This is a genomic window from Actinokineospora sp. PR83, assembly GCF_021056305.1.
Classification (GTDB): domain Bacteria; phylum Actinomycetota; class Actinomycetes; order Mycobacteriales; family Pseudonocardiaceae; genus Actinokineospora; species Actinokineospora spheciospongiae.
The window spans coordinates 1-26,369 of sequence record NZ_JAJCXD010000048.1; the positions used below are offsets into that span (position 1 = coordinate 1).

22 protein-coding genes are annotated in these 26,369 nt (G+C 75.2%); 10 read left to right on the forward strand and 12 right to left on the reverse strand.

The features are described 5' to 3' along the window. Both L6E12_RS17245 and L6E12_RS17250 read left to right on the forward strand, forming a co-directional pair. Positions 1-771 (forward strand): NmrA family NAD(P)-binding protein (locus tag L6E12_RS17245; protein WP_236228943.1); only part of this gene is annotated, 771 nt, incomplete at its 5' end. Beyond that, a complete protein-coding gene (locus tag L6E12_RS17250; protein ID WP_236228944.1) occupies positions 771-1,694 on the forward strand; it encodes a DUF5996 family protein in 924 nt (307 codons plus the stop codon). The genes L6E12_RS17245 and L6E12_RS17250, both read left to right, overlap by 1 nt. A 43-nt stretch (positions 1,695-1,737) precedes the next feature. Here the strand turns inward: L6E12_RS17250 and L6E12_RS17255 are convergent, their stop codons facing one another. Beyond that, positions 1,738-2,559, reverse strand: coding sequence for a LysR family transcriptional regulator (locus L6E12_RS17255; protein ID WP_236228945.1), 822 nt, complete (start codon positions 2,557-2,559; stop codon positions 1,738-1,740). Between the two features lie 69 nt (positions 2,560-2,628). On the opposite strand from L6E12_RS17255, the gene L6E12_RS17260 reads away from it, so the two are divergent. Beyond that, positions 2,629-3,306, forward strand: coding sequence for an SDR family oxidoreductase (locus tag L6E12_RS17260; RefSeq protein WP_236228946.1), 678 nt, complete (start codon positions 2,629-2,631; stop codon positions 3,304-3,306). 100 nt (positions 3,307-3,406) lie between these two features. Next, on the forward strand, positions 3,407-4,093 hold the full coding sequence (locus L6E12_RS17265; protein ID WP_236228947.1) for a hypothetical protein: 687 nt from the start codon (positions 3,407-3,409) through the stop codon (positions 4,091-4,093). 12 nt (positions 4,094-4,105) lie between these two features. Here the strand turns inward: L6E12_RS17265 and L6E12_RS17270 are convergent, their stop codons facing one another. The 5 genes from L6E12_RS17270 to L6E12_RS17290 all read right to left on the reverse strand — a co-directional run bounded on the left by L6E12_RS17270 (position 4,106) and on the right by L6E12_RS17290 (position 8,191). Further along, on the reverse strand, positions 4,106-4,663 hold the full coding sequence (locus L6E12_RS17270) for an SWIM zinc finger family protein (RefSeq protein ID WP_236228948.1): 558 nt from the start codon (positions 4,661-4,663) through the stop codon (positions 4,106-4,108). After that, positions 4,663-6,585, reverse strand: coding sequence for a DEAD/DEAH box helicase (locus tag L6E12_RS17275; RefSeq protein ID WP_236228949.1), 1,923 nt, complete (start codon positions 6,583-6,585; stop codon positions 4,663-4,665). Before L6E12_RS17275 ends, L6E12_RS17270 begins: the two co-directional genes overlap by 1 nt. A 247-nt stretch (positions 6,586-6,832) precedes the next feature. Continuing rightward, on the reverse strand, positions 6,833-7,027 hold the full coding sequence (locus L6E12_RS17280; RefSeq protein ID WP_236228950.1) for a hypothetical protein: 195 nt from the start codon (positions 7,025-7,027) through the stop codon (positions 6,833-6,835). Between the two features lie 70 nt (positions 7,028-7,097). Then, a complete protein-coding gene (locus L6E12_RS17285; RefSeq protein ID WP_236228951.1) occupies positions 7,098-7,559 on the reverse strand; it encodes an OsmC family protein in 462 nt (153 codons plus the stop codon). Then, entirely contained in the window at positions 7,556-8,191 is a 636-nt protein-coding gene (locus tag L6E12_RS17290; protein ID WP_236228952.1) for a GntR family transcriptional regulator, read from the reverse strand. Before L6E12_RS17290 ends, L6E12_RS17285 begins: the two co-directional genes overlap by 4 nt. Positions 8,192-8,643: 452 nt before the next feature. Between L6E12_RS17290 and L6E12_RS17295 the strand changes: the two genes are divergently transcribed. Next, the gene (locus L6E12_RS17295) at positions 8,644-9,018 is read left to right on the forward strand and encodes an ATP-binding protein (protein ID WP_236228953.1); all 375 of its coding nucleotides are present in this window, start codon (positions 8,644-8,646) and stop codon (positions 9,016-9,018) included. Between the two features lie 237 nt (positions 9,019-9,255). Further along, on the forward strand, positions 9,256-10,212 hold the full coding sequence (locus L6E12_RS17300) for an SDR family NAD(P)-dependent oxidoreductase (RefSeq protein ID WP_236228954.1): 957 nt from the start codon (positions 9,256-9,258) through the stop codon (positions 10,210-10,212). Positions 10,213-10,236: 24 nt separating this feature from the next. On the opposite strand, the gene L6E12_RS17305 is transcribed toward L6E12_RS17300, so the two are convergent. The 6 genes from L6E12_RS17305 to L6E12_RS35440 all read right to left on the reverse strand — a co-directional run bounded on the left by L6E12_RS17305 (position 10,237) and on the right by L6E12_RS35440 (position 14,856). Next, a complete protein-coding gene (locus L6E12_RS17305) occupies positions 10,237-10,800 on the reverse strand; it encodes a hypothetical protein (protein WP_236228955.1) in 564 nt (187 codons plus the stop codon). Next, positions 10,797-12,110, reverse strand: a complete 1,314-nt coding sequence (locus tag L6E12_RS17310) for an urea transporter (RefSeq protein ID WP_236228956.1) — start codon at positions 12,108-12,110, stop codon at positions 10,797-10,799. Before L6E12_RS17310 ends, L6E12_RS17305 begins: the two co-directional genes overlap by 4 nt. Beyond that, entirely contained in the window at positions 12,107-12,901 is a 795-nt protein-coding gene (locus tag L6E12_RS17315; protein WP_236228957.1) for an ABC transporter ATP-binding protein, read from the reverse strand. Before L6E12_RS17315 ends, L6E12_RS17310 begins: the two co-directional genes overlap by 4 nt. Before the next feature lie 26 nt (positions 12,902-12,927). Then, positions 12,928-13,752, reverse strand: a complete 825-nt coding sequence (locus L6E12_RS17320) for a zf-HC2 domain-containing protein (protein ID WP_236228958.1) — start codon at positions 13,750-13,752, stop codon at positions 12,928-12,930. Beyond that, positions 13,749-14,285, reverse strand: a complete 537-nt coding sequence (locus L6E12_RS17325; protein ID WP_236228959.1) for an RNA polymerase sigma factor — start codon at positions 14,283-14,285, stop codon at positions 13,749-13,751. The genes L6E12_RS17320 and L6E12_RS17325 overlap by 4 nt, the downstream gene beginning before the upstream one ends. 154 nt (positions 14,286-14,439) lie before the next feature. Continuing rightward, entirely contained in the window at positions 14,440-14,856 is a 417-nt protein-coding gene (locus tag L6E12_RS35440; RefSeq protein WP_236228960.1) for a hypothetical protein, read from the reverse strand. Between the two features lie 181 nt (positions 14,857-15,037). Here L6E12_RS35440 and L6E12_RS17335 point away from each other — a divergent pair, with 181 nt between their 5' ends. The 4 genes from L6E12_RS17335 to L6E12_RS17350 are packed head-to-tail and all read left to right on the forward strand — an operon-like array spanning position 15,038 to position 25,392. Continuing rightward, positions 15,038-15,889 carry a DUF4132 domain-containing protein gene (locus tag L6E12_RS17335; RefSeq protein ID WP_236228961.1) on the forward strand — a complete coding sequence of 284 codons (852 nt, stop codon included), beginning with the start codon at positions 15,038-15,040 and terminating at the stop codon, positions 15,887-15,889. After that, positions 15,886-20,760 carry a hypothetical protein gene (locus L6E12_RS17340; RefSeq protein WP_236228962.1) on the forward strand — a complete coding sequence of 1,625 codons (4,875 nt, stop codon included), beginning with the start codon at positions 15,886-15,888 and terminating at the stop codon, positions 20,758-20,760. The genes L6E12_RS17335 and L6E12_RS17340 overlap by 4 nt, the downstream gene beginning before the upstream one ends. Then, the gene (locus tag L6E12_RS17345) at positions 20,757-21,905 is read left to right on the forward strand and encodes an AAA family ATPase (protein ID WP_236228963.1); all 1,149 of its coding nucleotides are present in this window, start codon (positions 20,757-20,759) and stop codon (positions 21,903-21,905) included. The genes L6E12_RS17340 and L6E12_RS17345 overlap by 4 nt, the downstream gene beginning before the upstream one ends. Continuing rightward, positions 21,889-25,392, forward strand: coding sequence for a DUF5682 family protein (locus L6E12_RS17350; RefSeq protein ID WP_236228964.1), 3,504 nt, complete (start codon positions 21,889-21,891; stop codon positions 25,390-25,392). The genes L6E12_RS17345 and L6E12_RS17350 overlap by 17 nt, the downstream gene beginning before the upstream one ends. Positions 25,393-26,369: the final 977 nt, after the last annotated feature.

Genomic DNA, 26,369 nt, shown 5'->3' on the forward strand with positions numbered 1-26,369 from the left:
CCGGTGCGGGCGCTGGTCCGCGACCCGGCCGCCCCGGCGGCGGCCCGGCTGGCCGCAGCCGGGGTCGAGCTGGCGGCGGGCGGGTTCACCGACCGGGCCGCGCTGGCCGCCGCCATGTCCGGGGTGGCGGCGGCCTTCGCTCTGACCACGCCGTTCGAGTCCGGTGTGGACGCGGAGGTGGCGCAGGGCCGGGCGATCCTCGGCGCCGCCGCCGACGCGGGCCTGCCGCACCTGGTGTTCGCCTCCGTCGCCGGGGCCACCGCCGGGACCGGGGTGCCGCACTTCGAGAGCAAGGCCGCGGTGGAGCGGGAACTGGCCACCGGGGACGTGCCCTACACGGTGGTGGCGCCCACGTACTTCTTCGACAACGCGCTCGGCGGCGCGGCGGAGCTGCGCGCCGGGGTGCTCGCGCTGCCGCTGCCCGCCGACCACCCCCTCCAGCAGCTCGACCGCGACGACCTCGGCCGGTTCGTCGCCGAGGTCCTCGCCGCCCCGGGTGAGTACGCGGGCGCCCGCGTGGAACTCGCGGGCGACGCGCCCACCCCGGCCCAGATGGCCCTGGACCTCGGTACAGCCCTGGGGCGGCCCGTGCGCCACGAGCACGTGCCGCTGGAGTCGATCACCAGTCCGGACATGTCCGCGATGTGGCGCTTCCTCAACGGCGACGGCTACCAGGCCGACATCGCCGCCCTGCGCCGCGACCACGGTACGGTCGGCTGGACCCGCTTCGGCACCTGGGCGGACCGCACCTTCTCCGGAGACAGCGACTGATGGAACTCTTCCCCCCGATCCCGTACGCCGGTTGGTCGGACACCCTGGCCACCCTGCACCGCTTCGCCCAGGTGGTCGGCAAGGTCCGCCTCGCGGCCAGCCCCCGCCGCAACCACTGGTGGAACGTGCCCTTCCACCTGACCGGGCGGGGGATCACCACCCGCCCGATGGGCCTGGACCCGACGTTCGCCGTGGACTTCGACTTCGTCGAGCACACCCTCGCGGTGAACGCGATCGACGGCCGGTCGGCGTCGTTGCAGCTCGGCGGCCACTCCGTGGCGACCTTCCACGCCGAGGTCCTGAAGGCCTTGGGCGCGGTCGGGGTGGACCCGGCGGGCATCGCCGACGCCCGGCCGTTCGACCTGCCCGACGCGGACCGGCCGTTCGCCGAGGACACCGAGCACGCCACCTACGACCCGGCCGCGGTGACCCGGTACTGGCAGGTGCTCAGCCAGGTCAACGTGGTGCTGGAGGAGTTCGCGGGCCGGTTCTCCGGCAAGACCAGCCCGGTGCACCACTTCTGGCACACCTTCGACCTCGCTCTGACCCGCTTCTCCGACACGGTCGTCGACCACCCCACGACGACCGACCCGGTGACCCGCGAGGCCTACTCCCGCGAGGTCGTCAGCTTCGGCTTCTGGTTCGGCGACCCGACCTTCCCGGACCCGGCGTTCTACTCCTACACCGCCCCCGAACCGGCGGGCACCACCGACCACCCGCTGCCCGCCGGGGCGACCTGGGTCGACCGGGGCGGCAGCCACCTCGCCGTCCTGCCCTACGACGCGGTCCGCGGAGCGGGTGACCGCCGCGCCGCTGTCCTCGACTTCTACGAGGCCGCGTACCGGGCGGGCGCCACCGGCGCGGGCTGGGACGTCGCCAAGTACGCCTGCGCCGACGGCGCCACCGACCCCGCACTGGGCTGAGCGGCACCGATCACCCAGGACACGCGCGGCGGTGACCCCCGGGTCACCGCCGCGCGGCGTTCACCGCCGCCGCGACGAACGCCGCCAGCGGGCGCGAGCGGGAGTCCTCCGGCCAGGCGATCGCCATCGTCGTCGTCGGCGCGTCGGTGACCGGGACGCTGACCAGGTCCGAGCGCAGGTGGTGGCTGCCCGACCCGGGCAGCAGCGCGATCGTGCGCCCCAGGGCGATCAGGTGCATGAGCTGGGCGGTGTCGTGGATCAGCGGGCCGCCGTTGGGCGGGTGGCCCGGCCAGTGCGGGAACTGCTCGCCGTCCAGGTCCGACATGGTCAGCGACGCGCGGTCGGCCAGGCGGTGCGTGCGGGGGAGCACGGCCACGTCCCGCTCGGTCAGCAGTTCCTCGTAGGCGAAGCCCTCCGGGTCGTCGTGCGGGAAGCGCAGCAGGGCCGCGTCCGCCTCACCCGCGCGCAGCAGCCCCGCCTGCTCGCCGATGCCGCAGATCCGCACCTCCACCTCGACCGAGGCCGGGTCGGCCGCGTAGTCGGCGAGGACCCGGCCCAGCAGGTCGCCGTCGCTGACCGGTTTCATGGCCAGCACCAGGCGCGGGCTGCCCGCCCGCTGGGTGCGCCGCTCCGCGGCCGTCAGCGCGGTCAGCGCCCGCCTGCCCTCGCGCAGCAGCACCTCGCCCGCGGCGGTCAGCGCCACGGAGCGGCTCGTGCGGTCGAGCAGCGCGACGCCCATCCTGCGCTCCAGGTGCTGGATCGCGCGGGACAGGGGCGGCTGCGCCATGCCCAGCCGCGTCGCCGCCCGGCCGAAGTGCAGCTCCTCGGCCACCGCGACGAAGTACCGCAGCTCTCGGGAATCCATACCCCCAGGGTATCGACAGTCACCCAACCGGTCTTGGACCCCGCGCTGAACAGCCACAACACTGGGGACATGACCACAGCACTGGTGACCGGCGCCACCAAGGGGATCGGCCTGGAGATCGTCAAGCAGCTCGTCGACCGCGGGCTGACCGTGTACCTCGGCGGCCGGAACGCCGAGCGGGGGGAGAAGGCCGCCGCCGACACCGGGGCGCGCTTCCTCCAGCTCGACGTGACCGACCCGGCCTCGATCCAGCGGGCGGCAGCGAGCCTCGACCGGCTCGACGTCCTCGTCAACAACGCGGGGATCATCGGCGGCGGCAAGCTCAACCCTCCCGGCGAAGCCGACCTCACCACGATCCGCGAGACGTTCGAGACCAACGTCTTCGGCGTCATCGCCGTCACCGAGGCCCTGCTCCCGCTGCTGCGGGCGTCCGGGCACGGCCGGATCGTCAACGTCTCCAGCTCCGGCGGCTCCCTGGCCGCGATGGCGACCAGCACCTCGCCCCCGTCGCTGTCCTACGTCCCGTCCAAGACCGCGCTCAACGCCGTCACCGCCCTCTACGCCAAGGTCGAACCGGGGCTCCGGGTCAACGCGGCCTGCCCCGGCCACTGCGCCACCGACCTCAACGGCCACGCCGGGCACCGCACCCCCGCCCAGGGCGCCGCCACCCCGGTGAGGCTGGCGACCCTGGACGACGACGGCCCCACCGGCGGCTTCTTCGACGACGAGGGGACCGTCGCCTGGTGAGACCGACCCCGGTGACCGGGGTGCCTCGAACGGGCACCCGCCCGGCGCGGATTCGCCAACCTCCGGTTCGGCGGTGACGTGGGGCCGGAAGGGGCGGGTCATGCGCGTGGGTGTGCTCGTGGGGGTCGTGTCCTGCGCGGTGGCGGCCGGGTGCTCCACCACCGTGTCCGGCACCGCGTCGGACGGGGGTGTCAGCCGGGACGCGGGCGGGGTCGCGGAGTTCCGGCCGGTGCTGTCGGCGGTGGCGCCGGTGGCGGGCTCGGCGGTGCCGACCCCGCCTGGCGCGGTCGCGCCCCCCGCCTGCGCCGAGTACCGGGACCGGCCGTCGGTGGAGGCGGGCAAGGCGTGTCGGCAGGACCCGCTGCTGGGCATCTCCGACGAGTACCGGGCGGGGGTGGTCTCCGCGTTCGGCTGCGACGACCGCGCGCTGGACGGCAAGACCGACTCCGCACTGCCGCTGGCCACCTGCGGCGAGGACGGCGCGGAGTCGTTCGTGCTGGGCCGGGCGATCCTCGGTGGCGACGACATCGCCGCCGCCACCGCCTCCCCGGACCCCAACGGCACCGGGTGGACCGTGCAGCTCTCCTTCCGGTCCTCCGCCCAGACGGTGTGGTCGGAGTACACGCGGGAGCACGTGCAGGAGCGGGTCGCGTTCACCGTCGACGGGCGGGTGGTGTCCGCGCCGACCATCCAGTCCGCGATCACGGGGGAGACCACGGTGACCGGCGGGCAGGGCGGGTTCACCGAGGAGGAGGCGACCGCTCTCGCCGACCGGCTCGGCGGCTGAGGCCCACCGCGCTCAGCCGTAGAACGCCCCCGCGTCCAATTCGTGCAGCGGCACCCAGTCCGGGTCGGCGCGCGGGGCCACCACCGCACTGTCCACTCGCAACTGCACCGCCAGTGCGGGCCGCTCGTCCACCCGCATGGACAGCGCGTACAGGGTCGCCAGGACGTGGACGCACGGGCGTTTGCGCGTCCGGCAGCCGCACGTGCTGACCTGTTCGCTGATCGGGACCGCGACCGCGATCCCGGCGGCCCGCAGGTCGGCCTCCAGCGAGTCCGGCAGGTCCCCGGTGGCCAGCCCGCGGTGGGCCGCCAGCGACCCGGCGATCAACCGCTCCGCCTCCGCCCCGGTCCCCGCCGACCACCCGGGCAGCTCGATCCGGACCGCGTGCTCCGCGCCGGACGCCACCACCACGGCGGTGACCAGCCCGGTGGACGCGGTCACGGTGGCGGCGTGGTTGCGGGCCAGGCTCCTCGCCTTGGGCAGCAGCGGGTTCGGGCGGGACGCGGCGGTGGACTCCACGGTGCGCACCCAGGCGCGACCCCACGGGGTGGCGCCGAATTCGACGGGCATCAGGACAGCGCTCCCAGGTCGAGGTCGAGGACGGCGTGCAGGTCCTCGTCGGACAGCGTGGCCAGCGCGGCCTCGGTGTCGCCGGAGACGACGTCGGCCAAGCCGCGCTTGGTGTCGTGCATCCGGGCGATGTGGTCCTCTACGGTCCCGCCGGACACCAGGGTGTGGACGGTGAGGGTGCGTTCCTGGCCGATGCGGTGGGCGCGGTCGGTGGCCTGCTCCTCGACCGCCGGGTTCCACCAGCGGTCGTAGTGCACCACGTGCGCGGCGCGGGTCAGGTTGAGCCCGAAGCCCGCCGCGCGCAGGCTCAGCAGCAGGACCGGCGGCGCGTCGTCGTCCTGCTGGAAGGCCCGCACCAGTTCGTCGCGCCGGTCACCGGAGAGGCCGCCGTGCAGGAACGGGACCGGGGCGGTGCCCAGGGCCGCGCCCAGCGACTCCGACAGCAGCTCGCCCATCGCCCGGTACTGGGTGAACACCAGCGCCCGGTCGCCGTCGTCGACGATCTCGGTCAGCATCTCGGTGGCCCGGTCGAACTTGCCAGAGCGGCCCGCCTCCGCGCGCCCGTCCCGGAGGTACTGCGCGGGGTGGTTGCAGATCTGCTTGAGCGCGGTCAGCAGCGCCAGCACCCGCCCGCTGCGGCCGATGCCCGCGCCCAGGCCCCGGCCGAACGCGTCGTCGACGGCCGCGCGGTAGAGCCCGACCTGCTCGTCGGTCAGCGTGCAGACCGTGGTCGCGTACTGCTTCGGGGGCAGCTCGGCGGCGACCTCGGCCTTGGTGCGGCGCAACATGTGCGGTCTGACCAGCGCGTTGAGCGCCGCCGCCGCGGAGGCCGAGTGCCGCTGCTCGATCGGTGCGACGAACCGCTGCCGGAACCGCTCGCGGGTGCCGAGCAGCCCGGGGTTGGTCACGGTGAAGATCGACCACAGCTCGTCGAGCCGGTTCTCCACCGGGGTCCCGGTCATGGCGATGCGCACGGTGGCGGACAGCCGCGCCGCGGCCCGGCTGGCCTGGGCCTCGGCGTTCTTGATCTGCTGCGCCTCGTCGAGCACCACCACGTCCCACCGGGTGCTCAGCAGCGCCTCGTCCCTGCGCAGCACCGGGTAGCTGGTGATCACGACCGTGCCGGGGGCGAATTCCCCGGGCAGTTCGCGGCGGGTGCCGTGGTGGGGCAGGACGGGTGTGGCGGGGGAGAAGCGCTCCAGCTCGCGGCGCCAGTTGCCGACCAGCGAGGTCGGGCAGACCACCAGGTGCGGCGTGGCCGTGCGCCGGGTGGCCAGCAGGCAGATGGCCTGGAGGGTCTTGCCCAGGCCCATCTCGTCGGCGAGGACCCCGCCGGTGCCCAGCCCGGGCCGGGCGCTCAGCCAGGCCACCCCGTGCACCTGGTACGGCCGCAGCCGCGCGTCCACCGCGACCTCGGCCAGCGCGGCCCCGGTGCCGACCGCGGCCCGGAACTGCGCCAGCAGGCTCGCCGGGGCGGCGACGGCGGTGCGCTCGGGGTTGAGCACCGCGTGCGCGGCCGGGGGCATTGCCGCGGCGAGGTCGGCGAACGACGCGTCGGTCCCGCTGTCGACGAGGCGGGCGGCGTCGCGCCAGGTCAGGACGGACTTCCCGGCCCCCGCGCGCCGGTCGAGCCCGCGCAGGGCGGGCACGGCCTCGGCCAGGTCGGCGAAGCGGACCGCCCGGTCGGCGGCGACCACGGCGGCGCCGTCGGGCACGGCGAGCCCGCAGGTGCCGGGCCGCCCGTGGGGCAGGCCGAGCGCGCGCACCGCCCCGGTCAGGTCGTCCGGACCCCACCAGGCGATCGCGTTCTCGGCGGGGACGAAGGTGGCCTGCAATCGCGGGGTCCGTCCAGGCAGCGGGATCAGCTCCTCGGTGACGTCTCGGGTGGATCGGTGGTGTTCGGTGTGGCACGACTCCGCCATCGGTGGCCGCCGCGCGGCCCTGGACGCCGTGCGGCTCTCCGAACCCCCATCCGGAGAGTCGCACGGCGCCCCTTCTCTTCGTGCGGCGGGTGGGTACCACTCGACGTTCCGCCACGTCATCGACGTTCACCGCGGCCGAGCCTCACTGCCCAGCGCGGGTCACCACCCGTCGGTGCCTGCCGCTCCGAACAACTCCGCGCGACCGCTGCAGGCATCGATCACGCCGCTGACCACGAGGTCGAGCAATTCAGGCAGGTAGCGGCGGTGGTTGCAGCCGCCCCTCTTCAGGGCGGGGTTCTTCGATCGTGGTGGCGCAGGTGTTGAGCAGGACATCCATGAACGAGGGTGGGGAGTCGTCGGCGAGCACCCGCTGCCGGGCGTCCCGTGGGGACAGTTCCGCCCAGTGCAGCCGGCGGTCGATCGCCTTGCCGATGATGCGCATCCCCATCACCGCGTGGTCGTGAACTCCGTCCTGGTCGAGCCGACCCGGCCCGATCGAGGACGTGTCGCGTTCAGGAACTGGTTGTGGTCGGTTCGTGTCGGACGGGGAAGTTCACGGAGTTGGCGATGAAGCACGTGTCGTGCGCCTGCTGGTGCAGCGTCTCGGCCCGCTCGACCACGGCCGGGTCGGCGACGGTCACCTCCGGCCGCAGCACGACTTCGGTGAATCGGCCGCTGTTGCCCGGTTCCTCCCGCATCACGCCGCTGGCGGTGTCCACGTAGCCGGTCACCGCGATGTCCGCCCGCGCGCACAGCGACAGGAAGGTGAGCATGTGGCACTGCGACAGGGAGGCGAGCAGCAGTTCCTCCGGGTTCCACCGCTCGGGCGTGCCGCGGAACGCGGGGTCGGCGCTGCCCGCCAGCACCGGCTTGCCCTCGACGACCACGTCGTGGTCGCGCGCGTAGTCGCGGTAGCCCGTCCCGGTGTCGCCGCTCCAGCGCACCGTGACCCGGTAGTCGTGCCGCCTGCTCACGCTTCTCCTCCCTGTTCGGTGAGAACGGTCATCGTGGCCAGGACGTGTGCACGCGCGTGGGTGGCGGCCTGCTGTGGATCGCCCGCCACGATGGCGTCGATCAACCGCCGGTGCTCGTCGTCGACCAGGGCCGGTCGGGCAGGCGCGGTCAACGAAGCCCGTGTGGAGACGGTGATCTGGTCCCAGATCCGGGTCAGCACCTGCGACGCCGTCGGGTTGTCCGCGAGCGTGGCGACGTAGCGGTGGAATGCCCGGTTGTGCCGGACACCCGCGAGCAGATCCCCCTGCCGTGTGGCCTGATCAGCCAGGTCGGCGTGCTCGACGAGCCGGGCCAGGCTCGCCGGGGGCAGCTCACCGGCCCGCTGCCTGCGCGCGGCCGACTCCGCGGTCAACGCCTCCATGCAGGCGCGCACGAGGTAGGCGTCCCCCAGCGCCTTGGCATCCAGCTCGACGACGGTCACACCGCGCCGCGCGGCCCGCACCAGGCCGTCGCCCTCCAGGCGCCGCAACGCTTCCCGAACCGGCGTGCGGCTCACGCCGAGCCGTTCGCACAGCTCCAGCTCGGTGACCGGCTGCCCAGCGGGGTACGTGCCGAGCACGATCAGGCCGCGGACCTCGTCGTAAACGTCCATTGCATGCAATGTATACAAAGCTCGGGTCGAAGGGAAGAGCTGTCGATCCTCCACCGGAACGACACCGTAGGTGGCGGCGGCCACCAACAGTCGCACCCGTCGAGTGAGCACCGTGGGTCGTTGCGGGTCGGTGCTGCCGTGCGGGGCGGCGGTCGGGGTACGGCAGTCGTCCGCGCACCCGCGCTGTTCCGCGCTCGGTCCGGTGCGCCTCCAGTGGCGGAAGCACGTGAACTCTTCCCTGCTGAGCGTCGAATCGGAGACGGGTTTTCATTTGGCTTCCCATCGCCGATTCGGTCAAGGCGGGTTCGAGTTGTCGGGGTGTGTTTTGAGGCGTCTTCACCTGCGTACGCGAGTGGTGGGTGCTCTGCGAGCCCCCGCGCGGTGCGGGTACGGTGAGTCCGTTTCGTGGGCACTCGGGCTGGAGAAGAACAATGGGACACGCTGTCCCCTCGGTGGCTTCCGCTGCGGAACTGCGCTCGATCATCGGCGCCGACCTGGAGTTCCTGGCCTCCGAGCAGGCGGACATGTTCCTCACCGTGTGCGTGGAGATGGTGGCCAACGCCTTCGACCACGGTGGCGGCATCGGCGGCTTCCGCGTCCGCCACGACCACGCCCGCGGGCTGCTCACCGTCGAGATCGACGACTTCTCCAGCGCGCCCCCGCGCGTGGTGTCCGGTGACCCGGCCCGGCTGCGGGGCCGGGGGATGGCCATCGTCGACGGGCTCACCGAGTGGGGTGTCCGCCCCTCCGGCGACGGCAAGACCGTGTGGGCCGTGATGTCCTGCGTGTGCAGGTCGTCGACCAGGTGCGCGGCCATCACGGGCTGATCACACCGCCACTGCCGCACCACCCCGACGCTGATCCACCCCGGGGCGACTGATCGCTGCCAAATCAGGTATTCACTTCAACTAACCTGTATCAAGATAACCAGAAACATCGTCAGCACCGACCACTGCCAAGACCAAGACCCGCCCCGAGGTCGAAGACTTCGTGGGCGGACGGGCTCCGCGGTGCTGAGCTGCGGGATTTGACCTGGAGCGCACTCCAGTTCCTAGCCTGGTCCCATGACAGTCACCCAGCAGCACAAGATCGGATCCGGTTTCAGCGGGCGGACCACGGCGGCCGAGGTCCTGGCCGGGATCGACCTCGACGGCAAGCTCGCCGTCGTCACCGGTGGCTACTCCGGGATCGGCCTGGAGACCACCCGCGCCCTCGCCGCCGCGGGTGCGCGGGTCGTCGTCCCGGCGCGTCGGCCGGAGGTCGCGGCGGAGGCGTTGGCGGGGATCGAGGGGGTGGAGACGGCCGCGCTCGACCTCGGGGACCTGGGGGGTGTGCGCGCGTTCGCCGACGATTTCCTGGCGTCGGACCGGGGGATCGACCTGGTGATCAACAGCGCGGGCATCATGGCGTGCCCGGAAACCCGCGTCGGCCCCGGGTGGGAGGCGCAGTTCGCGACCAACCACCTGGGTCACTTCGCCCTGCTCAACCGGTTGTGGCCCGCGCTGCGACCGGGTGCGCGGGTCGTGTCGGTGTCGTCGTACGGGCACCACCGCTCGCCGATCCGGTGGGACGACCCGGACTTCACCTCGGGCGACTACGACAAGTGGGAGGCCTACGGCCAGGCGAAGACGGCCAACGTCCTGTTCGCCGTGCAGCTCGACACCCTCGCCCGCGCGCACGGGGTGCGGGCCTTCGCCGTGCACCCCGGGGGCATCCTGACCCCGTTGCAGCGCCACCTGAGCCGCGAGGAGATGGTGGAGCGCGGGTGGTACGCCGAGGACGGCACGGTCCTGGTCGACTTCAAGTCCCCGCAGCAGGGCGCCGCGACCCAGGTGTGGGCGGCCACGTCCCCGCAGCTCGACGGCCTGGGCGGCCTCTACCTGGAGGACTGCGAGGTCGCGGAGCCCGCCGAGGCGGGTGCCGCTTCCGGTGTGCGGGACTACGCCGTGGACCCGGAGCAGGCAGCGCGGTTGTGGGACCTGTCGGCCAGGCTGACCGGGGTGGACGCCTTCGGCGCGTAGGTCGCCTGCCGCGCCGGGCGGGGCTCAGGTCCGGCAGCCGCGGGCGGTGTAGAGGGCCAGGCCCGCGATCCCGAGCACACCCGCGGTGATCGTGGCCGTCGTGCTGCCCAGCGGTTGGACGGGCCAGGTCAGCAGGCGCAGGGCGAGCGGGTCGGCCACCGGCGGCATCGCCGCGGCGACCGCCGCCACCGCCACCGGCAGGGTCCAGGCCAATTGCCTGCCGAGCAGGGTGGCCGCGAGCGCGGTGAGGCCCGCGAGGCCGACCGCGGCGCGCAGCACGAACCCGGTCGGCACGCTGGTCGCGGCCAGCGCGGTGGCGGCGACCGCCGCCGCGCCTGCCAGCACGTGCGCGGCCCGGCGAGGTGGCCAGCGCAGGGACGCGGTCCGCTCCAGCGCCGGGTCTGCTCCACCGAGTCCGTAGCCGAGCACGGCCAACCCGATCGCCAGGGCCAGCACCGCTGACGCCACGGCCGCCTGCGGGTTCGTCGACCCGGTTCCGAGCAGCCCGATCGCGGTCACCGCCAGCACGGCCCCGGGCAGCCCGGCGGGCACCTGCCGTGATCGCAGGTACAGCGCGAGCAGCCTCATCGCTCGACCCCCCGGACGCACTGGAGGCCGGTCGTGCGGATCGCGGCCACCCGGCGGACCTGTTCGTCCCGGGGCAGGGCGCGCAGGTCGTCCCATTCCGCCTGGCGCATGGCGTACCACTCCGCTTCGCGCGCGGTGGTGGGTGGCGTCGTTCCCGGCAGCGGGAACCGGTCGAGCAGCCACGCCGTCGCCAGTGCCCGCCCCTGGCCCACCTGTTCCGAGCACGGTCGGGTGCCTCCCCCGGCGAGCACGCGCATCACCAGCTCGTCGCCCGTGCCGAGCCAGCTACCGCCCGGCAGGTGGTTCTCGATGTCGAACCACACCTCGGTGGCGGGTTGCGGTCCGGGCCGGTCAGCGGGGACCTCGCGCACGGACGTCGGGGCGTTCGGCAGCTTCGCCAGCAGGGTCAGCGCGGTCCGGGCCGGTCCGACCAGGGCGGCCAGGTCGTTCTCGTGGACCTTGAGCACGCACACCGCCGGTCCGCCGTCGGTGGTGCAGACCTCCGCCGTGGCGGCGGGATCGGTCGCCAGGCCGGATGCCGGGGCCGCCGTGAGCACGGGGAGTGCGATGCCCAGTCCCAGCACCGCGGGCACGATCGCCAGCGCGGCTGTGCGACGGCGGGTCGCCGCGAGCAGTACGAGGCCGCTGAGGGCCAGTGCCGCGAACCACGCCGACTGCCCGAGGCTGACCGGGGTGGTGACGGTGGTGACCTCGTCGAGCGGTGAGGTCAGGTTCGGCGTCAGCAGGACCACCTCGTTCGCCGACCCGGTCTTGGCGAGTTCGACCGGGACCACCAGCAGCAGGAACCCGGCCACCGCGAGCACGGGCGGGGTGTACTGCGACGGCAGCAGCCTGCCGATCCCCAGCCCGAGCCACCCCGCCGCCACCAGGGACAGCGCGCCGGTCACCGCGATCGGCACCCAGCCGAGGTGCCGGTAGGGCGTCGACACGCCCAGTGCGCCCGCCACGAGGATCAGCAGGTACCCGAGGCCGAGGCACAGGCCCATGGCCAGGGCAGGCGGCAGGACCCGGGACCGGATCGGCCGCGGCGTCGTGGTGAGCAGTTCTTCCATCCGGGAGCGCCGGTCCCGCCTGGCCTGCCAGGCACCCGCGCCCAGGGCGAGCGGCCACAGGACGATCAGCATGATCCGCTGGAAGCCCGCCAGCATGGTCCACTGCGGTGCCCACAGGCCGGTCTGGTCGCTGAGGGCGAGCACGTAGAGCCCCGCGGTGCCCGCGGTGGCGACGAGGGCGCCCGCGGTGAGCGCGGTCGATCGGCGCAGCTCGGTGCGCAGGACGCGACCGTTCACCGGGTCACCTCGGCGGCGAGCAGGGCCGAGTAGCCGCGCTCCATCGGGCTGTCGCCGACGTCGTCGGTGCCGCCCGCGGCGACCACCTCGTCGGGGGTGCCCTGGAACACCGATCGGCCGGAGGCCATGAGCACGACCCGGCTGCACGCCGCGGCGACGTCCTCGACCAGGTGGGTGGAGACGAGCACGCACGACCGTTCGCCCAGTTCGCGCAGCAGCGCGCGGAACTCCAGTCGCTGGGCGGGGTCGAGGCCGACGGTCGGTTCGTCGAGCAGCAGCAGGTCCGGGTCGTTGACGACGGCCTGGGCGATGCCCGCGCGGCGCAGCATCCCGCCGGACAGCGTCTTCATCCGGTCCTCGGCCCGGTCGGCGAGGCCGACGCGCTCGATCGCCCGTTGCACCGCGCCCGGGACGTCTCGCTTGTCGACCTCCTTGAGCCAGGCCATGTACTCGACGAACTCGCGCACGGTGAACCTCGGGTAGTAGCCGAACTCCTGGGGCAGGTACCCGAGCCTGCGGCGCAGCGCCCGCAGGTCGGGGCGCCCGTCCACGGGCACCCCGAGCAGTTCGAGGTTCCCGCCCGCCGGGTGCAGCACGGTCGCCAGTGCCCGGATGAGGGTTGTCTTGCCCGCGCCGTTGGGGCCGAGCAGGCCGTGCACGCCGGTGCCCAGGCGCAGGTCGAGTCCGTCGACCGCCATCCGCTTGCCCGCGCGCACCCGCAGTCCGCTCGCCTGGACCTCCCACGCGTACCGCGTGGGTGTCAACTCGGTCGGATCCACCGCCCGAACCATGGTTGTCTCCTCTGGTTGAAGTCTTCTCAGTTCTTGTCGGCCAGTGCGGTGAACGACTTGGCCCTGGCGGTCACGACCGCGGCGGCCACCGCCACGGCCGCGGCCCAGCCGGGGAGTCCGGACTGGTGCAGCAGGTGCGGGGCGCCCAGGTTCATCACGGTGGGCGCGATGACGAGCACGGTCCACAGCAGACCGAGGCCCAGTGCCGCGCGGTCGACGCCGACGACGGTGCCCAGTGCGAGCGTTCCGGTGGTGAACGCCAGGCACGGCAGCAGCCACAGCGCGGGGGACAGGCCGGTGAAGGCGCCCGCCACGGCGAGCACGGGGATCACCGCGGCCAGCACCACGGCCGTGCGGCGCAGCACCACGGCCAGCCCGGCCCGGGGGGTCGAGGCGGTCAGCTCGTGCAGCGGGTCGAGCCGCCGCGACCACGCCGCCGCGACGCCGAACAGCGGTGCGACCGGTGCCACCAGCAGGACCAGCGGGGTCAGGGTGTGCTCCGGTGCGATCAGGTCGACCAGGAGCGCCACCAGGGTCACCAGCACCCCGGTCGCCAGGCGCGGGGCCAGGGTCGGTGGCGCCCACGTGCGCGCCCACCGCGACCAGGCGGGTCTGCCGGGTGCGGGGGTTCGCGGTGCGCGCTCATCCAGTTCGGTCCAGACCCGCCGCAGCGCGCTGTCGAGGGCGGGGGCGCCGATCCGCACGGCGTCGGCCAGGTGGCCGCGGCAGTCGGCGCAGGTCTCCAGGTGCGCCTCCACCGCCCACTCGGCGGCGGCGGGCAGCGCGGGGTCGCCGGTGGCGTAGGCGGCGATGGCCGCCCGCGAGGCGTGCGCGCCGGTGTTGTCGGTCATGACATGGCCTCCCGCAGCATCAGGCGGGCGCGGCGCGCCCTGGTCTTGACGGTCCCCTCGGGGATGCCGAGCAGGTCCGAGGTCTCCCGCACGGTCAGGCCGTCGAGGACCATCGCCCGCAGCACCTGCCGCAGTTCCGGTGCCAGGGCCCCGAGCGCGGCGCCCACGTCGCCGGAGAGGGTCCACTCCAGCAGGGCGTCCTCGGCGGCGGGTGCGGCTCCGGCCGCGGTGGCCGTGGCGGCCTCGGTGGCGCTGCGGTGCCTGCCCTCGCGGCGGAAGGCGTCGACGAGCCTGCGCGCGGCGACGGTCCACAGCCAGCCGAGCGCGTCGTCGACCGCAGCCCCGTCGGCGAAGGAGCCAGCGGCCCGCCACACCGCGAGGTAGGTGTCCTGCACGACCTCGGCGACGAGCTGTTCGTCGGCGCACCGCTTGCGCAGCCGCACGGCCAGCCAGGGGGAGGTGCGGGTGTAGAACTCCTCGAACGCGGCCCGGTCGCCCGCGGCGGCGCGGCGCAGCAGTGCTCGCTCGTCCATCCCGGTCGTTCCCTTCCGCATGTGACTGGGTCGCCCGGGAACGGCCTGCCGGCTCTCCCCGGTCAGGTGACCCTCGTCACAAGCGTCCGAGGTCGCGGGGGGAGCGAGCAGGGCGGTGGTGAACTCCTCCGGCGGGTCTGCGGCACCCCGGGGGTCAGCGCGGCGCGGGCGGGTCCGGCAGGTGCCCGGGGGCGTCGGGGCCGAGGACCTCGGCCACCACCCCGTCGGGGCCGAGCAGGGGCCGCCCCCACGCCCGGGCGATCTCGTCGGCCCGCAGCAGCCAGGTGTGCCGCGACGGCGGGCGTTCGCCGAACTCGACGGCGATCTCGTCGGCGCGCAGGGACCGGTTCCAGCGGTGCACGCCGAGGAACTCCGGGTCGGGTGCGTGGTCGAGCAGTTGGCGCACCAGGCGGGGGTGGAACGGCGGGATGTGCCCGTGGACGCCCTCGCCGCCCTGGAAGACGCTGTCGACGAGGGACCACACGGTGAAGTCGTCGCCCCGGCCGGCCAGGACGTGGTTGTTGAACGGGCCCTCGAAGAGGGATTCGAAGCCGGGTCTGGTGAACGCCACCGCACCTCCTCCGCCGACCACTCCTGCGGCCACCAGTATCACCGGCCCGGGACCCGGGGGTGCCACGAGGGCCCGCCGCCGAGTCACGCGGAGGTTGCGAACAGCCGGATCGGCGGTTTTTGTCGTACCGCCTCGGTACCGTCTCGCCCGTCATCGCAGTGATCGAACCGCAGGAGGAACCGTGGGCTGGCTCGACGCCGCGTCCGGCTACCAGGTGCGGCTCGGGGAGAACGGGCGGGTCCAGTGCCGCAACGGCAAGGGAAAGCAGCTCTCCTCGGTGCCCGCGTCCATCCAGGACGACCTGCGGGTGGTGCGGTTGCGCCAGCTCGCGGAGTGGCTGTCGCGGCACGAGGCCGAGTGCCTGTCCGCAGTGGACGGCTGGATGGTGCGGTCGCTGCCGGTGCCCACCGCGGTGCTGGTCGAGGTGTGGGCCGACCCGGCGTGGGCGGGGGTGCTGCGCGACCTCGTGGTGAGCGCCGGGGACGAGACCGGGTTCCTGCGCGACGCCGACCCCGAGCGCGGGCTGGGGGTGGTGACCCTCGACGGTGACACCGTGCGGGTGCGACCGGAGGCCGTGTCCATCCCGCACCCGGTGCTGCTCGACGACCTCGACGAACTGCGCGAGTTCGGCGCCGAACTGGGCGTCGAGCAGAAGGCGCAGCAACTGTTCCGGCAGACCTTCGCCCGGCCCGGTGCCTTCCCCGCGGGCAAGTCCGAGGTGGACGACTACTCCCGGGGCCGGTTCGAGCAGCTCAACCACGCGCTGGGCCGCTGCCGGACGCTGGGCTACCCGGTGCGCGGCGGCGAGGCGGTGTACTCGGCGTTCGAGGGCGGCCGGACCGTGGAGGCGCGGTTCTGGATCGGCTCGGACTACCCCGAGGGCGAGACCTGGACCGGTGGCCTGCGCTGGGCGCTGGAGGACGGCACCGCCGTGCCGCTCGCCGAGGTCGGCCCGGTGGCCTGGTCGGAGGGGATGCGGATGGCGTCGGCGATCCACGCCGGTCGGGTCGTCGAGGAAGCGGTGGCGCAGTGAACACGTCGCAGAACGCGGTGGGCCCGCGCGTGGACGCGGCACTGCTGGCCGCGGGCGCCATCCTGCCCGGCACCCCCACCGCCGGGCAGGACCGCGACACGGTCACCGCCCGCCGCTACACCCACCCCGCCCTCGACGACCGCGTCGTGGTCCGGCTGGTGCCCGAGGTGCTGGGCCGGGCCGAGGACCTGACCTGCGAGTACCTCGGGTTCGACGCCCCGGTGCGCGCCGAGGGCGTGGGCACCGGGCGGCGCAGCGCCCTCGGGTTCCCCGCCTGGGCGCTGGTCAACGACCCGGCCAACGCCCACCACGCGCTCGCCCTGGTCAAGGACGTCGAGCGGCTGGCGCGCACCGCCAAGTCCAAGGCCAGCGCCGCCAAGGACGGCTTCACCGCGCTGGGCGACATGCTCGGCCGCTCCGCCCCGCACTTCCTGCCCACCTTCTACGAGCAGGCCGGGCGGATCTTCCTGGAGCACGCCAACCCGACCTACGCGGCCACCATGTTCGGCAAGGCCCGCGAGGCCGAGGAGGTGCACGACCTCGCCGTCGACCCCGAGCGCACCCGCGAGGTGTTCCTGGAGTTCGCCTTCGCGGGCGCGCTGACCGCCAAGGCGCTGTCCGCGCACGCCAAGGGCCTGGTCCGCAAGCACGACCCCGGCGCCGCCCACGAGCTGTTCCTCACCCTCTGCGTCGAGCGCACCCGCGGCGGCCTGCCGCCCTACACCGGGATGCCCGAGGACCTGCGCAGGCTGGCCAAGGCCGCCGGGCGCGACGTCGCCGCCGAGGACGAGCGGCTGCTGCGCGCGATCCTCGACAGCCCGTCGATCAAGGGCGCGGGGGCGGCGTTCTGGAAGTCCTACCGCACCACCCTGGTCGCGATGGCCACCGCCGACGCCGGGGTGCGCTCGCGGCTGCTGGCGTTCGTGCCGTCCGCGGCCTCCGCCCGGCCCACCCTGGACCTGTGGCTCGACCTGCTGTCGGCCTGCGGTGCCGACCGCGCGCTGGTCGAACCCGAGGCCGGGTCGGCGCCGACCCCGGCCGCGTGGCTGTCGACGGTGCTGGGCGTGCGCGGGACCGGCTACGGGCCCGGGTCCGGTCGGTCGGAGCGGCTGCTGGAGCTGATCACCGCCATGGCCGACCGGTTGGTCGCCGACGCCGAACCGGTCCGGGTCCTGCGCGGCTGGCGCCAGGGCGAGCTGGACGTGCTGGACCTGATGGTGGCCCACGGCATCCCCATCGCCGAGGGGGACCGCGACACCCCGCGGCTGGACGTCGGCGGGTGGCTCGGCGACGACGGCCCCGGTCGCCGCGACCTGGTGGCGCTGGCGGGTGACCGGCGCTTCGCCGGGCCGCTGGGGGAGGGCTTCGTCCAGCACGCCCGCTCCGCCGCGCGCTCCGGCGCGGTCAACCGCGAGGCGCTGCTGTCGGTGATGGCGGTGCCCGGCCTGCGCGCCGCCCTGCGGCACTGGCTCACCGCCCGCGCCGCCGAGACCGCCGCCACCGGCCTGCCCGGGCTGGCCGAGCGGTTGCAGGCGGTGGCCGTGGTGCGGCTGCCCGAGGCGTTCGCCGACGTGCCGGAGGCGGCCGAGTCGATCGCCGCCACCGACGTCGCCGCCGCGCTGCGGGCGACCCTGCGCGCCGGTCTGCTCGACGAACTGGGCTGGCCCGCGCTGGAGGACGCCGTCGCCCGGCTCGCCACCGCGTCGGCAGCCAAGGGCGAGGGCGTCGTGGTGTGCGGCGAGGGCTGGCCCGCGCTGGTGCTGCGCCGCGGTGAGTCGTTCGTCGTGGTCGGGCCGGACGGGGTGCTCGCCGAGCACCTCTCCCGCATCCCGGCCGAGGGCAGGCACCGGTGGGCGTTCGCCCCGACCGCCCTGTGGTGCGACGGCGCGCTGCTGGTGCGCTGGCAGACCGACGACGGCGAACGCGCCTACTGGAGCGACGCCCCCGACCGGGTCTTCGACCCCGGCGAGCACAGCGGCCACCACGGCCGCGACCTGCCCGCGCCGTCGATCGCCCTGACCGGCGGCGGGCGCAGCACGGGCGGTCGCGCGGTGCACCCCGGTGACACCCAGGTGCCCCGGAGCGGCCGGGTGTTCGGCGACGGCACCACCCTGTGGGCCGACCGCTACTCCGACGGCGAGTGGCGCTGGGTCGAGCTCGATCCGGCCACCGGCGAACGCGGTCGGGCCAGCCTGCCCAGGTTCGTCGAGGACTTCGCCCTCGACGGGGCGGCGCTGCAACCGCAGTGGTGCGACCTGCGGCCCGTCACCGCCGCCACCTCGATGAGCCCGCTGGGGGCCGCGGGCGGCCTGCACGGCTGGCGGGTGCGCCGCGAGGCCGACGGGTCCTGGACCGGCGAGGGCGTCGACGGCAGGCACGCCCGCCTGGTCGGGGGTCGGGAGGGCCCGACCGGGGTGCTGCGCCTGCCCGGCGGTGGCGAGGTCGTGCTCAGCAGGCGACAGGGCCACCTGACCCTGCACGCCACCGACAGCACGGTCCTGGGTGCCGTGTCCGCCTCGGACCGGCACCCGGCCTACGCGGCGGGCACCCCGTTCGTCCCGCCCGTCGAGTGGTGGCACCTGCTCACCCCGCGCGACCCCGCCGGATCGGCGGCGCTGCGCGAGGTCGGCCGCGAGGCGGTCGAGCGGGTGCTGGAGGCGGCACTGGCCGAACCCCTCGACGAGGCCCGCCGCCCGGCGCACGAGGTGTTCGCCGCGCTGACCGCGGGCGAGCGCGGCGGGCTGGCCGGTGTGGTCGCCGACGCCCTGCCCGGCCTGACCCACCCCGCGCTGCTCTCCGGTGTCCTCGACGTCGTGCGGCGTGCGGCGGGCCTGCTGCGCGACTACCGCGGTTACGCCCCGGTCGCCGACGCGGCCCGCCGGGTCGACACCAGCTCGTTCGCCCCGGTCGGCCCCGCGGTCACCGAGGAGGAGCTGAACGCGGCGCTGTCCTGGTTCGGTACCTTCCGCTCCCACCGCAGCCACGGGTCCGTGCCGACGAACCTGCCCGAGCTGCTCACCGCCCTCGGCGAGACCGCGGCCGAAGCCACCCCGGCGGCCCGGGCGCTGCCGGAGTCGACCTGCCCGGACTGGTTCGACGTGCTGCCCCGCGCCGCCGCCCTGGCCCACCGCGCCGCCTCCCCGCTCACCCCGGACGCGCAGCGCGAGGCACTGGTGCTGTTCCTGCGGTCGGTCGCCGCCGCCGGTCTCGTCGACGGCACCGGGCACTGGCGCACCGTGGGCCTGTCGGTCCCGGACGGCTCGCCGAACCCCAAGACCCGGGTCGTGCCCACGGGCGACGGGTTCATCGCCGTGTTCGAGCAGCACTGGCGGCGCGACGCCGACAACCGGTTCGACGGCGTCCAGTTCACCCGCACCCCCGGGGTGTTCGACCTGCCGCGCGGGTGGCGGGTCGAACGGGCCGAGGAGATCCGCCCGTCGTTCGGGCCCGACCGGGTGGCCGCGTTCCTGGCCGCGCTCGCCGAGCGCGGCCCGGCGCCGTGGTTCCCCGAGGCGGTGCCCGCCCTGGTCGAGCGCACCGGCATGGGGGTCGCCGAGGCGACGGTCCTGCTGGCCGGGATGCCCGGGGTGGACCGCTGGGACGCCCACTACCTGAGCACCGAGGAGCGCCGCGCGCTCGGCCTGTCGGCGGGCGCGGCCAAGGCGGCCAAGGAAACCCTCAGGCCGCTCACCGACTCCTTCCGCCGCGCGCTGCTGGCCGCCGCCGTGCCCGCCGACCCCGCCGACCTGTGGACCACCGGGCCGGACGTGGACGCCGTCGCCGAGGTGTGGACGGCGAAGTTCGGCCGCCGCACCCCGGTCCCCGACGACGTGCTCGTCGACGCGACGAAACTGCTGCCGCTGCGCAACAGCGGCGAGTACGTGACCGGCGTGCTCAACCCCGGGCTCACCCCGTGGCTGGCCACCAGCCTCGGCGTGCGCGTGGACGAGCGGGGTGGCACGGTCGTGGACAACCCGGGCGGGTTCGACCGGTCCACGCTGCGCGCCGTGCCGCAGGTCCTGCTCTGGCTCGCGCAGCGGCTGCCCGCCGGGTCCCCGCTGCGGGCCCGGCTGCCCGAGGCGCTGGACCTGGCCCGGCAGCGCGTCGCCGACCCCGGGTTCACCGTCGAGCTGACCCACTGGGCGGGCAACGACCAGCTACGGGCCCTGCTCGGCCTCGACGGGCCCGACGACGAGCTCTTCGGCACCCACCGCGGCTGGCTGGAGGTGAGCAGGTACCGCGACGAGCACTCCAGGCTGTCGGCCCGACCCGGTCTGATCGGCCCGCAGGACCGCGACCTGTTCGCCGCGCTCGCCGAGGTCTGGCACTGCGGGGACCTGGTGGCCGCCGCGGACCTGCTGGCCTCCGCCGGGCTGGCCGCGGCCTGCGCCGCCACCCCGGCCGAGGGCACCGACCCGGCCGCCTACTTCCAGGACCCGACGGTGTCCGCGCCGCACCTGGTCGCCGAGGTGGCGGGCGAGTTCGGGCTGCCGGACGACGCCGCCGTGCTCTACCTGCAACTGCTCGCCCTGCCCGACCCCACCGACGCCAACACCGCCCGGTGGACCGGGTGGAAGCCCGCCCGGCTGCGCAAGGCCCGCGCCGCGCTCGCCGAGACCGACCTGGTGCTCACCGCCAAGCGGGCCAGGGCCGGGCGGTCGCTGTTCCTGCCCGGCGGCTGGCTGCCGCTGGGCGCCCCGCACCTGCCGCTGGAAACCTGGAAGGCCCCGATGTTCGGCATCACCGGCAAACCCGACTCGGTGGTCGTCGCCCGCGAACCCGCCGCCGACCTGTTCGCCCGCGCCTGGCGGCGCGTCCTCGACGGTGACGCCCCCGCCTACGAGGAACTCAAGACCGGAGGCCGCCGGTGAACGCCCCCAGGCAGGTCGACCCGGCCGAGGACGCCCACCGCGCGGAACTGGCGTTCCTCGCCGCCCACGACAGCGGCCCCCGACCGCCGGGCTGGCGGCTGACCCCGCGCGCGGTCGTCACCTTCGTCACCGGCAGCGGCGGCGACGCGCTGGCGCTGCCCGCGGGCGCCAGGGCCGACGGCCTGCCCGCGCGGATGGTGATCAGCCCGAAGTTCGTCGGCGAGCGGGCCCTGGTCGAGCGGGCCGTGGTCACCCTCGCCGGGGAACGCGGGCTGCTGCTCGTCGGCGAGCCAGGCACCGCCAAGTCGATGCTGTCGGAACTGCTGGCCGCCGCCGTGTCCGGCACCAGCCAACTGGTCGTGCAGGGCACCGCGGGCACCACCGAGGACCAACTGCGCTACGGCTGGAACTACGCGCTGCTGCTGGCCGAGGGACCCAGCCCGCGGGCGCTGGTCCCGTCCCCGGTGCTCACCGCCATGCGCGACGGCGCGGTGGTGCGGGTCGAGGAGGTCACCCGCTGCCTGCCCGAGGTGCAGGACGCGCTGGTGTCGATCCTGTCCGACCGGCGCATCGCGGTGCCCGAGCTGTCGGGCACCGACGGCGCCACCGTGCACGCCGCACCCGGCTTCACCGTCATCGCCACCGCCAACCTGCGCGACCGGGGCGTGTCGGAGATGTCGGCCGCGCTCAAGCGGCGCTTCAACTTCGAGGCGGTCGGCCCCATCGGCGACCTGGCCGCCGAGACGGCGCTGGTGCGCAGGCAGGCCACCGCCGCGCTGCAACGGGTCAGCGCGCCGTTCGCGGTGGACGACGTGGTGCTGGAGGCGCTGGTCACCGCCTTCCGCGACCTGCGCAACGGCGTGTCGGAGGAGGGGTGGGCGGTCGAGCGTCCCTCCACGGTGATGAGCACCGCCGAGGCGGTGTCCGTGGCGGCCTCGCTCGGCCTGGCCGAGGCGTACTTCCCCGGCGACCGCGACCCGCTGTCGCTGCTGCCCGGGCACCTGCTCGGCGTCGTCCGCAAGGACGACCCCGGCGACGCCGCCCGGCTGCTGGGCTACTGGGACGGGGCGGTGCGGCGGCGCGCGGAGACCGGGGCGCGCACCTGGCGGCGGCTGTGGGAGCTGCGCGATGTCCTCGACTCGTGAGGACGTCCTGGCGGCGGAGGGGGCGCAGGCCGTCCGGCTGGCCGAGCACCGCGCCCCGCACCTGATCGGCGTGCGCCACCACTCACCCGCCCTCGCCGCCGCCATGCCCGCCCTGCTCGACGCCGCCGCGCCCGAGGTGCTGCTGGTGGAGCTGCCCGAGGAACTGGGGGAGTGGCTGCCGCACCTGGCCGACCCGGCGCTCACCGCACCGGTCGCCCTGTCCGGCGCCGCCCGCGACGGCGGGGGGCTGGCGTTCTACCCGTTCGCCGACTTCTCCCCCGAACTGGCCGCGGTCCGCTGGGCGCACCGCAACGGCGTCGAGGTCCGCCCGTGCGACCTGCCGCTGCGCCTGCGCGGGGCGGGCCACCGGGCACCGGGGTGGGCGGCGAGCCCGCTGACCGACGCGTTGCGGCGCGCGGTGACCGGCCGCGACGGCGACGACCTGTGGGACCGGCTGGTCGAGGCTCCCGCCCCCGGCCAGGGCCCCGAGGCCGTGCGCCGGGCCGCGCTGCTGGTCGGCTGGGCGATGCGCCGCGACGCCGAGGGCGCCGGGGTCGACCCGTTCGACCTGCGTCGCGAGGCCTGGATGCGCCGCGCGGTGGCGCGGGCCGACGGCAGGCGCTGCACAGCGGTCATCGGGTCCTTCCACGCCGCCGCCCTGCTGCACGGCCCCGAAGACGACGCCCCGGAAGCCACCGAAGCGGGACCGGAGGTCGTCACCTCCCTGGTGCCCTACGGGTTCGCGCTGCTCGACGAACGGTCCGGCTACCCGGCGGGCATCCGCGACCCGGAGTGGCAGCAGGCGGTGTTCGAATCGGGCGGCGACCCGGCCGCGGTGGAGGCCGCCGCCGCGTCGTTCATCGTGCGGGTGTGCGCCCGCGTCAGGGAACTGGGCCACCCGGCGGGCCCCGGCGAGGCGCGGGAGGCGCTGCGGCTGGCGGTTGACCTGGCCCGGTTGCGCGGGCTGCCCGCCCCCGGTCGCGGCGAGGTCGTGGAGGCGGTCCAGACCGTGCTCACCCACGCCGAACCGCTGGGCCGGGGCCGGGTCGTGGCCCGCGCCGCCGGGGACGTGCTCGTCGGCCGCCGCACCGGAGTGCTCGCCCCGAGCACACCCCGCTCCGGCCTGGCGCCCGCGGTCGAGGCGCTGCTGGCGGACCTGCGGCTGCCCGGCCCCGGCAGCGGCAAACCCGCCGTGCTGCGGCTCGACCCGCTGCGCTCCCCGCTCGACAGCCGCCGCGAACTGGCACTGCGCAGGCTCACCGTCCTCGGCGTCACCTATGCCGAGGAGACCGCGACCACCGGCGTCGGCGGCGGCGACGCGCTCACCACCCGCTGGACCGCCACCTGGACCCCGTCCACCGCCGCCACCCTGCCCGTCGCGGGCCTGTGGGGGGCGACGCTCCCGCTCGCCGCCCTCGGCAGGCTGCGCGCCCGCCGCGCCGCCCGCACCGAGCAGGGCGGCCACACCCCGGCCGACGTCCGCGCCGACCTGCTCGACGCCGCCGCCTGCGGCCTGCCCGACCTCGTCGGCGACCTGCTGTCCGACGCCGCCACCGTCCTGCCCGCCGCCGGAACCCTGCACGACCTGCTGTCCTGCCTCGACCTGCTGGACCGACTGCGCGCAGGCCACCTCCCCGGCACCCCCGGCACGGTGCTCGACGCCCACCCCCGCCTCGCCCACGACCTGGAAACCGCGGCGGTCGCCCAACTCGACGGCCTCGCCGGGTCCGAGGACGTCCTCGACGCCCGGGCCCTGGTCGAACTCGGCAGGCGCCACGACACCCACGGCACCGGCCTGCGCCTGACCGCCACCCTCCGCCACCTCGCCGACGAAGCCGCCCCCCTCATCGCGGGCGCGGCGGGCGCGACCCGGGTCCTGCTCGGCCTGAGCACCCCCCGGGCCCTGGGCGAACGCGTGGCGTCCTGGATCGACACCGCGACCACCCCACCCGGCCGCGACACCCTGCGCCGCGCCCTGACCGGTGTGCTCGCCGCCGCGGGCCCGCTCCTGGAAACCCCGGAGGCGCTCGACCCCCTGCTGGAACGGGTGGAAAGCCTGGCGGACAAGGACTTCCTCGACCGCCTGCCCGCCCTGCGCGGCGCGTTCACCTCGATCGGCCCGGCCGCCCGCTCCCGAATGCTGGCGGTGGTCGAACAGCGGACGGGGGCGCGAGTCGACACCGCCACCGCACCGGACCCGGAACTGCTCGCGGTGTGGTTGGAAGCCGAACAGGCGGGCAGGCAGGCCCTCGTCGAACACGGCCTCGCCGATTCGCTGTCCATAGTGGATAGTTCCACCGGAACCGCCATCCAGGACCCCGCCACGAGTGGCCACCCCGACGCCGACCTCCCGGCGCGCGACGAATTCACGTCCGGCGGCGCGGCGGCGGGGGAGTTGCCCGCCGGGCTGCGGTGGCGACTCCTGCTCGGCGCACGCGGCCAACGACCGGCAGGCGCGGCCCGGTACGCCGCCGCGCTCGACGAGCTGTACGGGCACGACCGCGGCGAAGGCGCCGCCCGCGGAGACCTCGGGGCAGACCGGACCACCCCGTTCCCGGACGTCCGCGACTGGTCCGACGAACTGCGGGAACTGTTCGGCGACCACATCCGCGAAGAGGTCCTGGCCGCCTCGGCGGAGGGCGGCAGGCTGGAGGCGGCACTGGAGATCGACCCCGCGTCGGTGCGCCCCTCGGTCGAGCTGCTGCGGTCGGTGCTGTCGTTGGCGGGCGGCCTCTCGGAATCCGCGCTGGCCCGCCTGCGCCCCCTGGTCGCCCGACTGGTGCGGGAACTGACCGCGCAACTGGCCAACCGCATCCGCCCCGCGCTCACCGGCATCCAACTGCCCGTACCCACCCGCCGCCCCGGAGGTCGCTTGGACCTGCCGCGCACCCTCCGCGCCAACCTGGCCACCGCCCGCCGCGGCACCGACGGCCGGGTGCGGGTCGTCCCCGAACGCCCGGTGTTCCGCACCAGGGGTCGCCGCTCCTCCGACTGGCGGCTGGTCCTGGTGGTCGACGTGTCGGGCTCCATGGAGTCCTCCACGGTCTGGGCCGCGCTGACCGCCTCGGTTTTTGCCGGGGTCCCCGCCCTCTCCACGCACTTCCTGGCGTTCTCCACCGAGGTCGTCGACCTCACCGACCGCGTCACCGACCCGCTGTCGCTGCTGCTGGAGGTCCGCGTGGGCGGCGGCACCCACATCGCGGGGGCCCTGCGCCACGCCCGCTCCCTGGTCACCGTCCCCGAACGCACCATGGTCGTCCTGATCAGCGACTTCGAGGAGGGCGGCCCCCTCGGCTCCCTGATCACCCAGGTCCGCGAACTGGTCACCGCGGGCGTCACCGTCCTCGGCTGCGCCAGCCTCGACGACACCGGCACCGCCCGCTACTCCACCGCGGTGGCGGGCCGCCTGGTGGCCGCCGGGATGCCGGTCGCCGCCCTCAGCCCCCAGGAACTGGCCCACTGGGTCGGGGAGAAGGTGCGCGCATGACCCCGCCCCCGATAGCGCCCACCGTCCTGGCCGACGTCCTCGACGAACTCCCGCCCCGCCTCCGCAAACGGGTCGACGCCTGCCTCCCCCGCGCAGCCGAGTGGACGATCACCCACACCCCCGGGTCGGCCCGAGCCGAACTGGACCCCGACACCACCCTGGTCTGGGCCCTGCGCTCCGGCATCCTCACCACCGCCGCCGACCTCACCTGCACCTGCCTGCTCGCCCCCCGGTGCCTGCACCGCGGCATCGCCGTCGCCGCCGCCGACATCGCCGAACCCGACCCGGACCCGGCTGCCCCGGGAACCGCCCCCGCTCCCGGCCCAGGCGACCCCGGCGCGGGCACGCCGGACCCCGGGGGAGCAGGCGCCACCGCTGCTGATCCGGATGCGACCGCCCCGGCAGCAGGCCCGAGCGACCTGCCTGCGGCAGCGGGCGGTCCGAGTGCACCGGCCACTGCGACGACCGAACCGAGCGTTCCGGCCACTCCGGCGGCCGAGCCGGGCGGATCGGACCCGGCGGTGGGTGGGCCGGGTGGTTCGGCCACCGCGGCAGGCGGGCGGAGCGGAGCGGCCACTGTGGAGACCGGGCCAGGTGGCTCGGTCACCGGGACGGCCGGGTCGGGTGGCTCGCAGGCAGCAGTGGGTGGCCCTGCTGGGTCGGCAGGTTCAGAGGCCGGGTCGAGCGGGTTGGCCGGGCCGGCCACCGGGTCGAGCGGGTTAGCCGGGCCGGCCACCGGGTCGGGTGGGTCAGCCGGGCTGGCGTCCGGGCCGGGTGTTGCGGCTGCTGCGGTGGGTGGGCCGGGGGGCTCGCCTGCGGCAGCGGGCGGGTGGAGCGGGTCGGCCACTGTGGCGGCGGGGCCGGGTGGTTCGGCGGCGGCGGGTGAGCCGGGTGGGTCAGCCGGGCTGGTGGTCGGGTCGGGTGGTGCGAGTACTGCGGTGGGTCGGCCGGGTGGATCGGTTGTGGCGGGGGGTGGG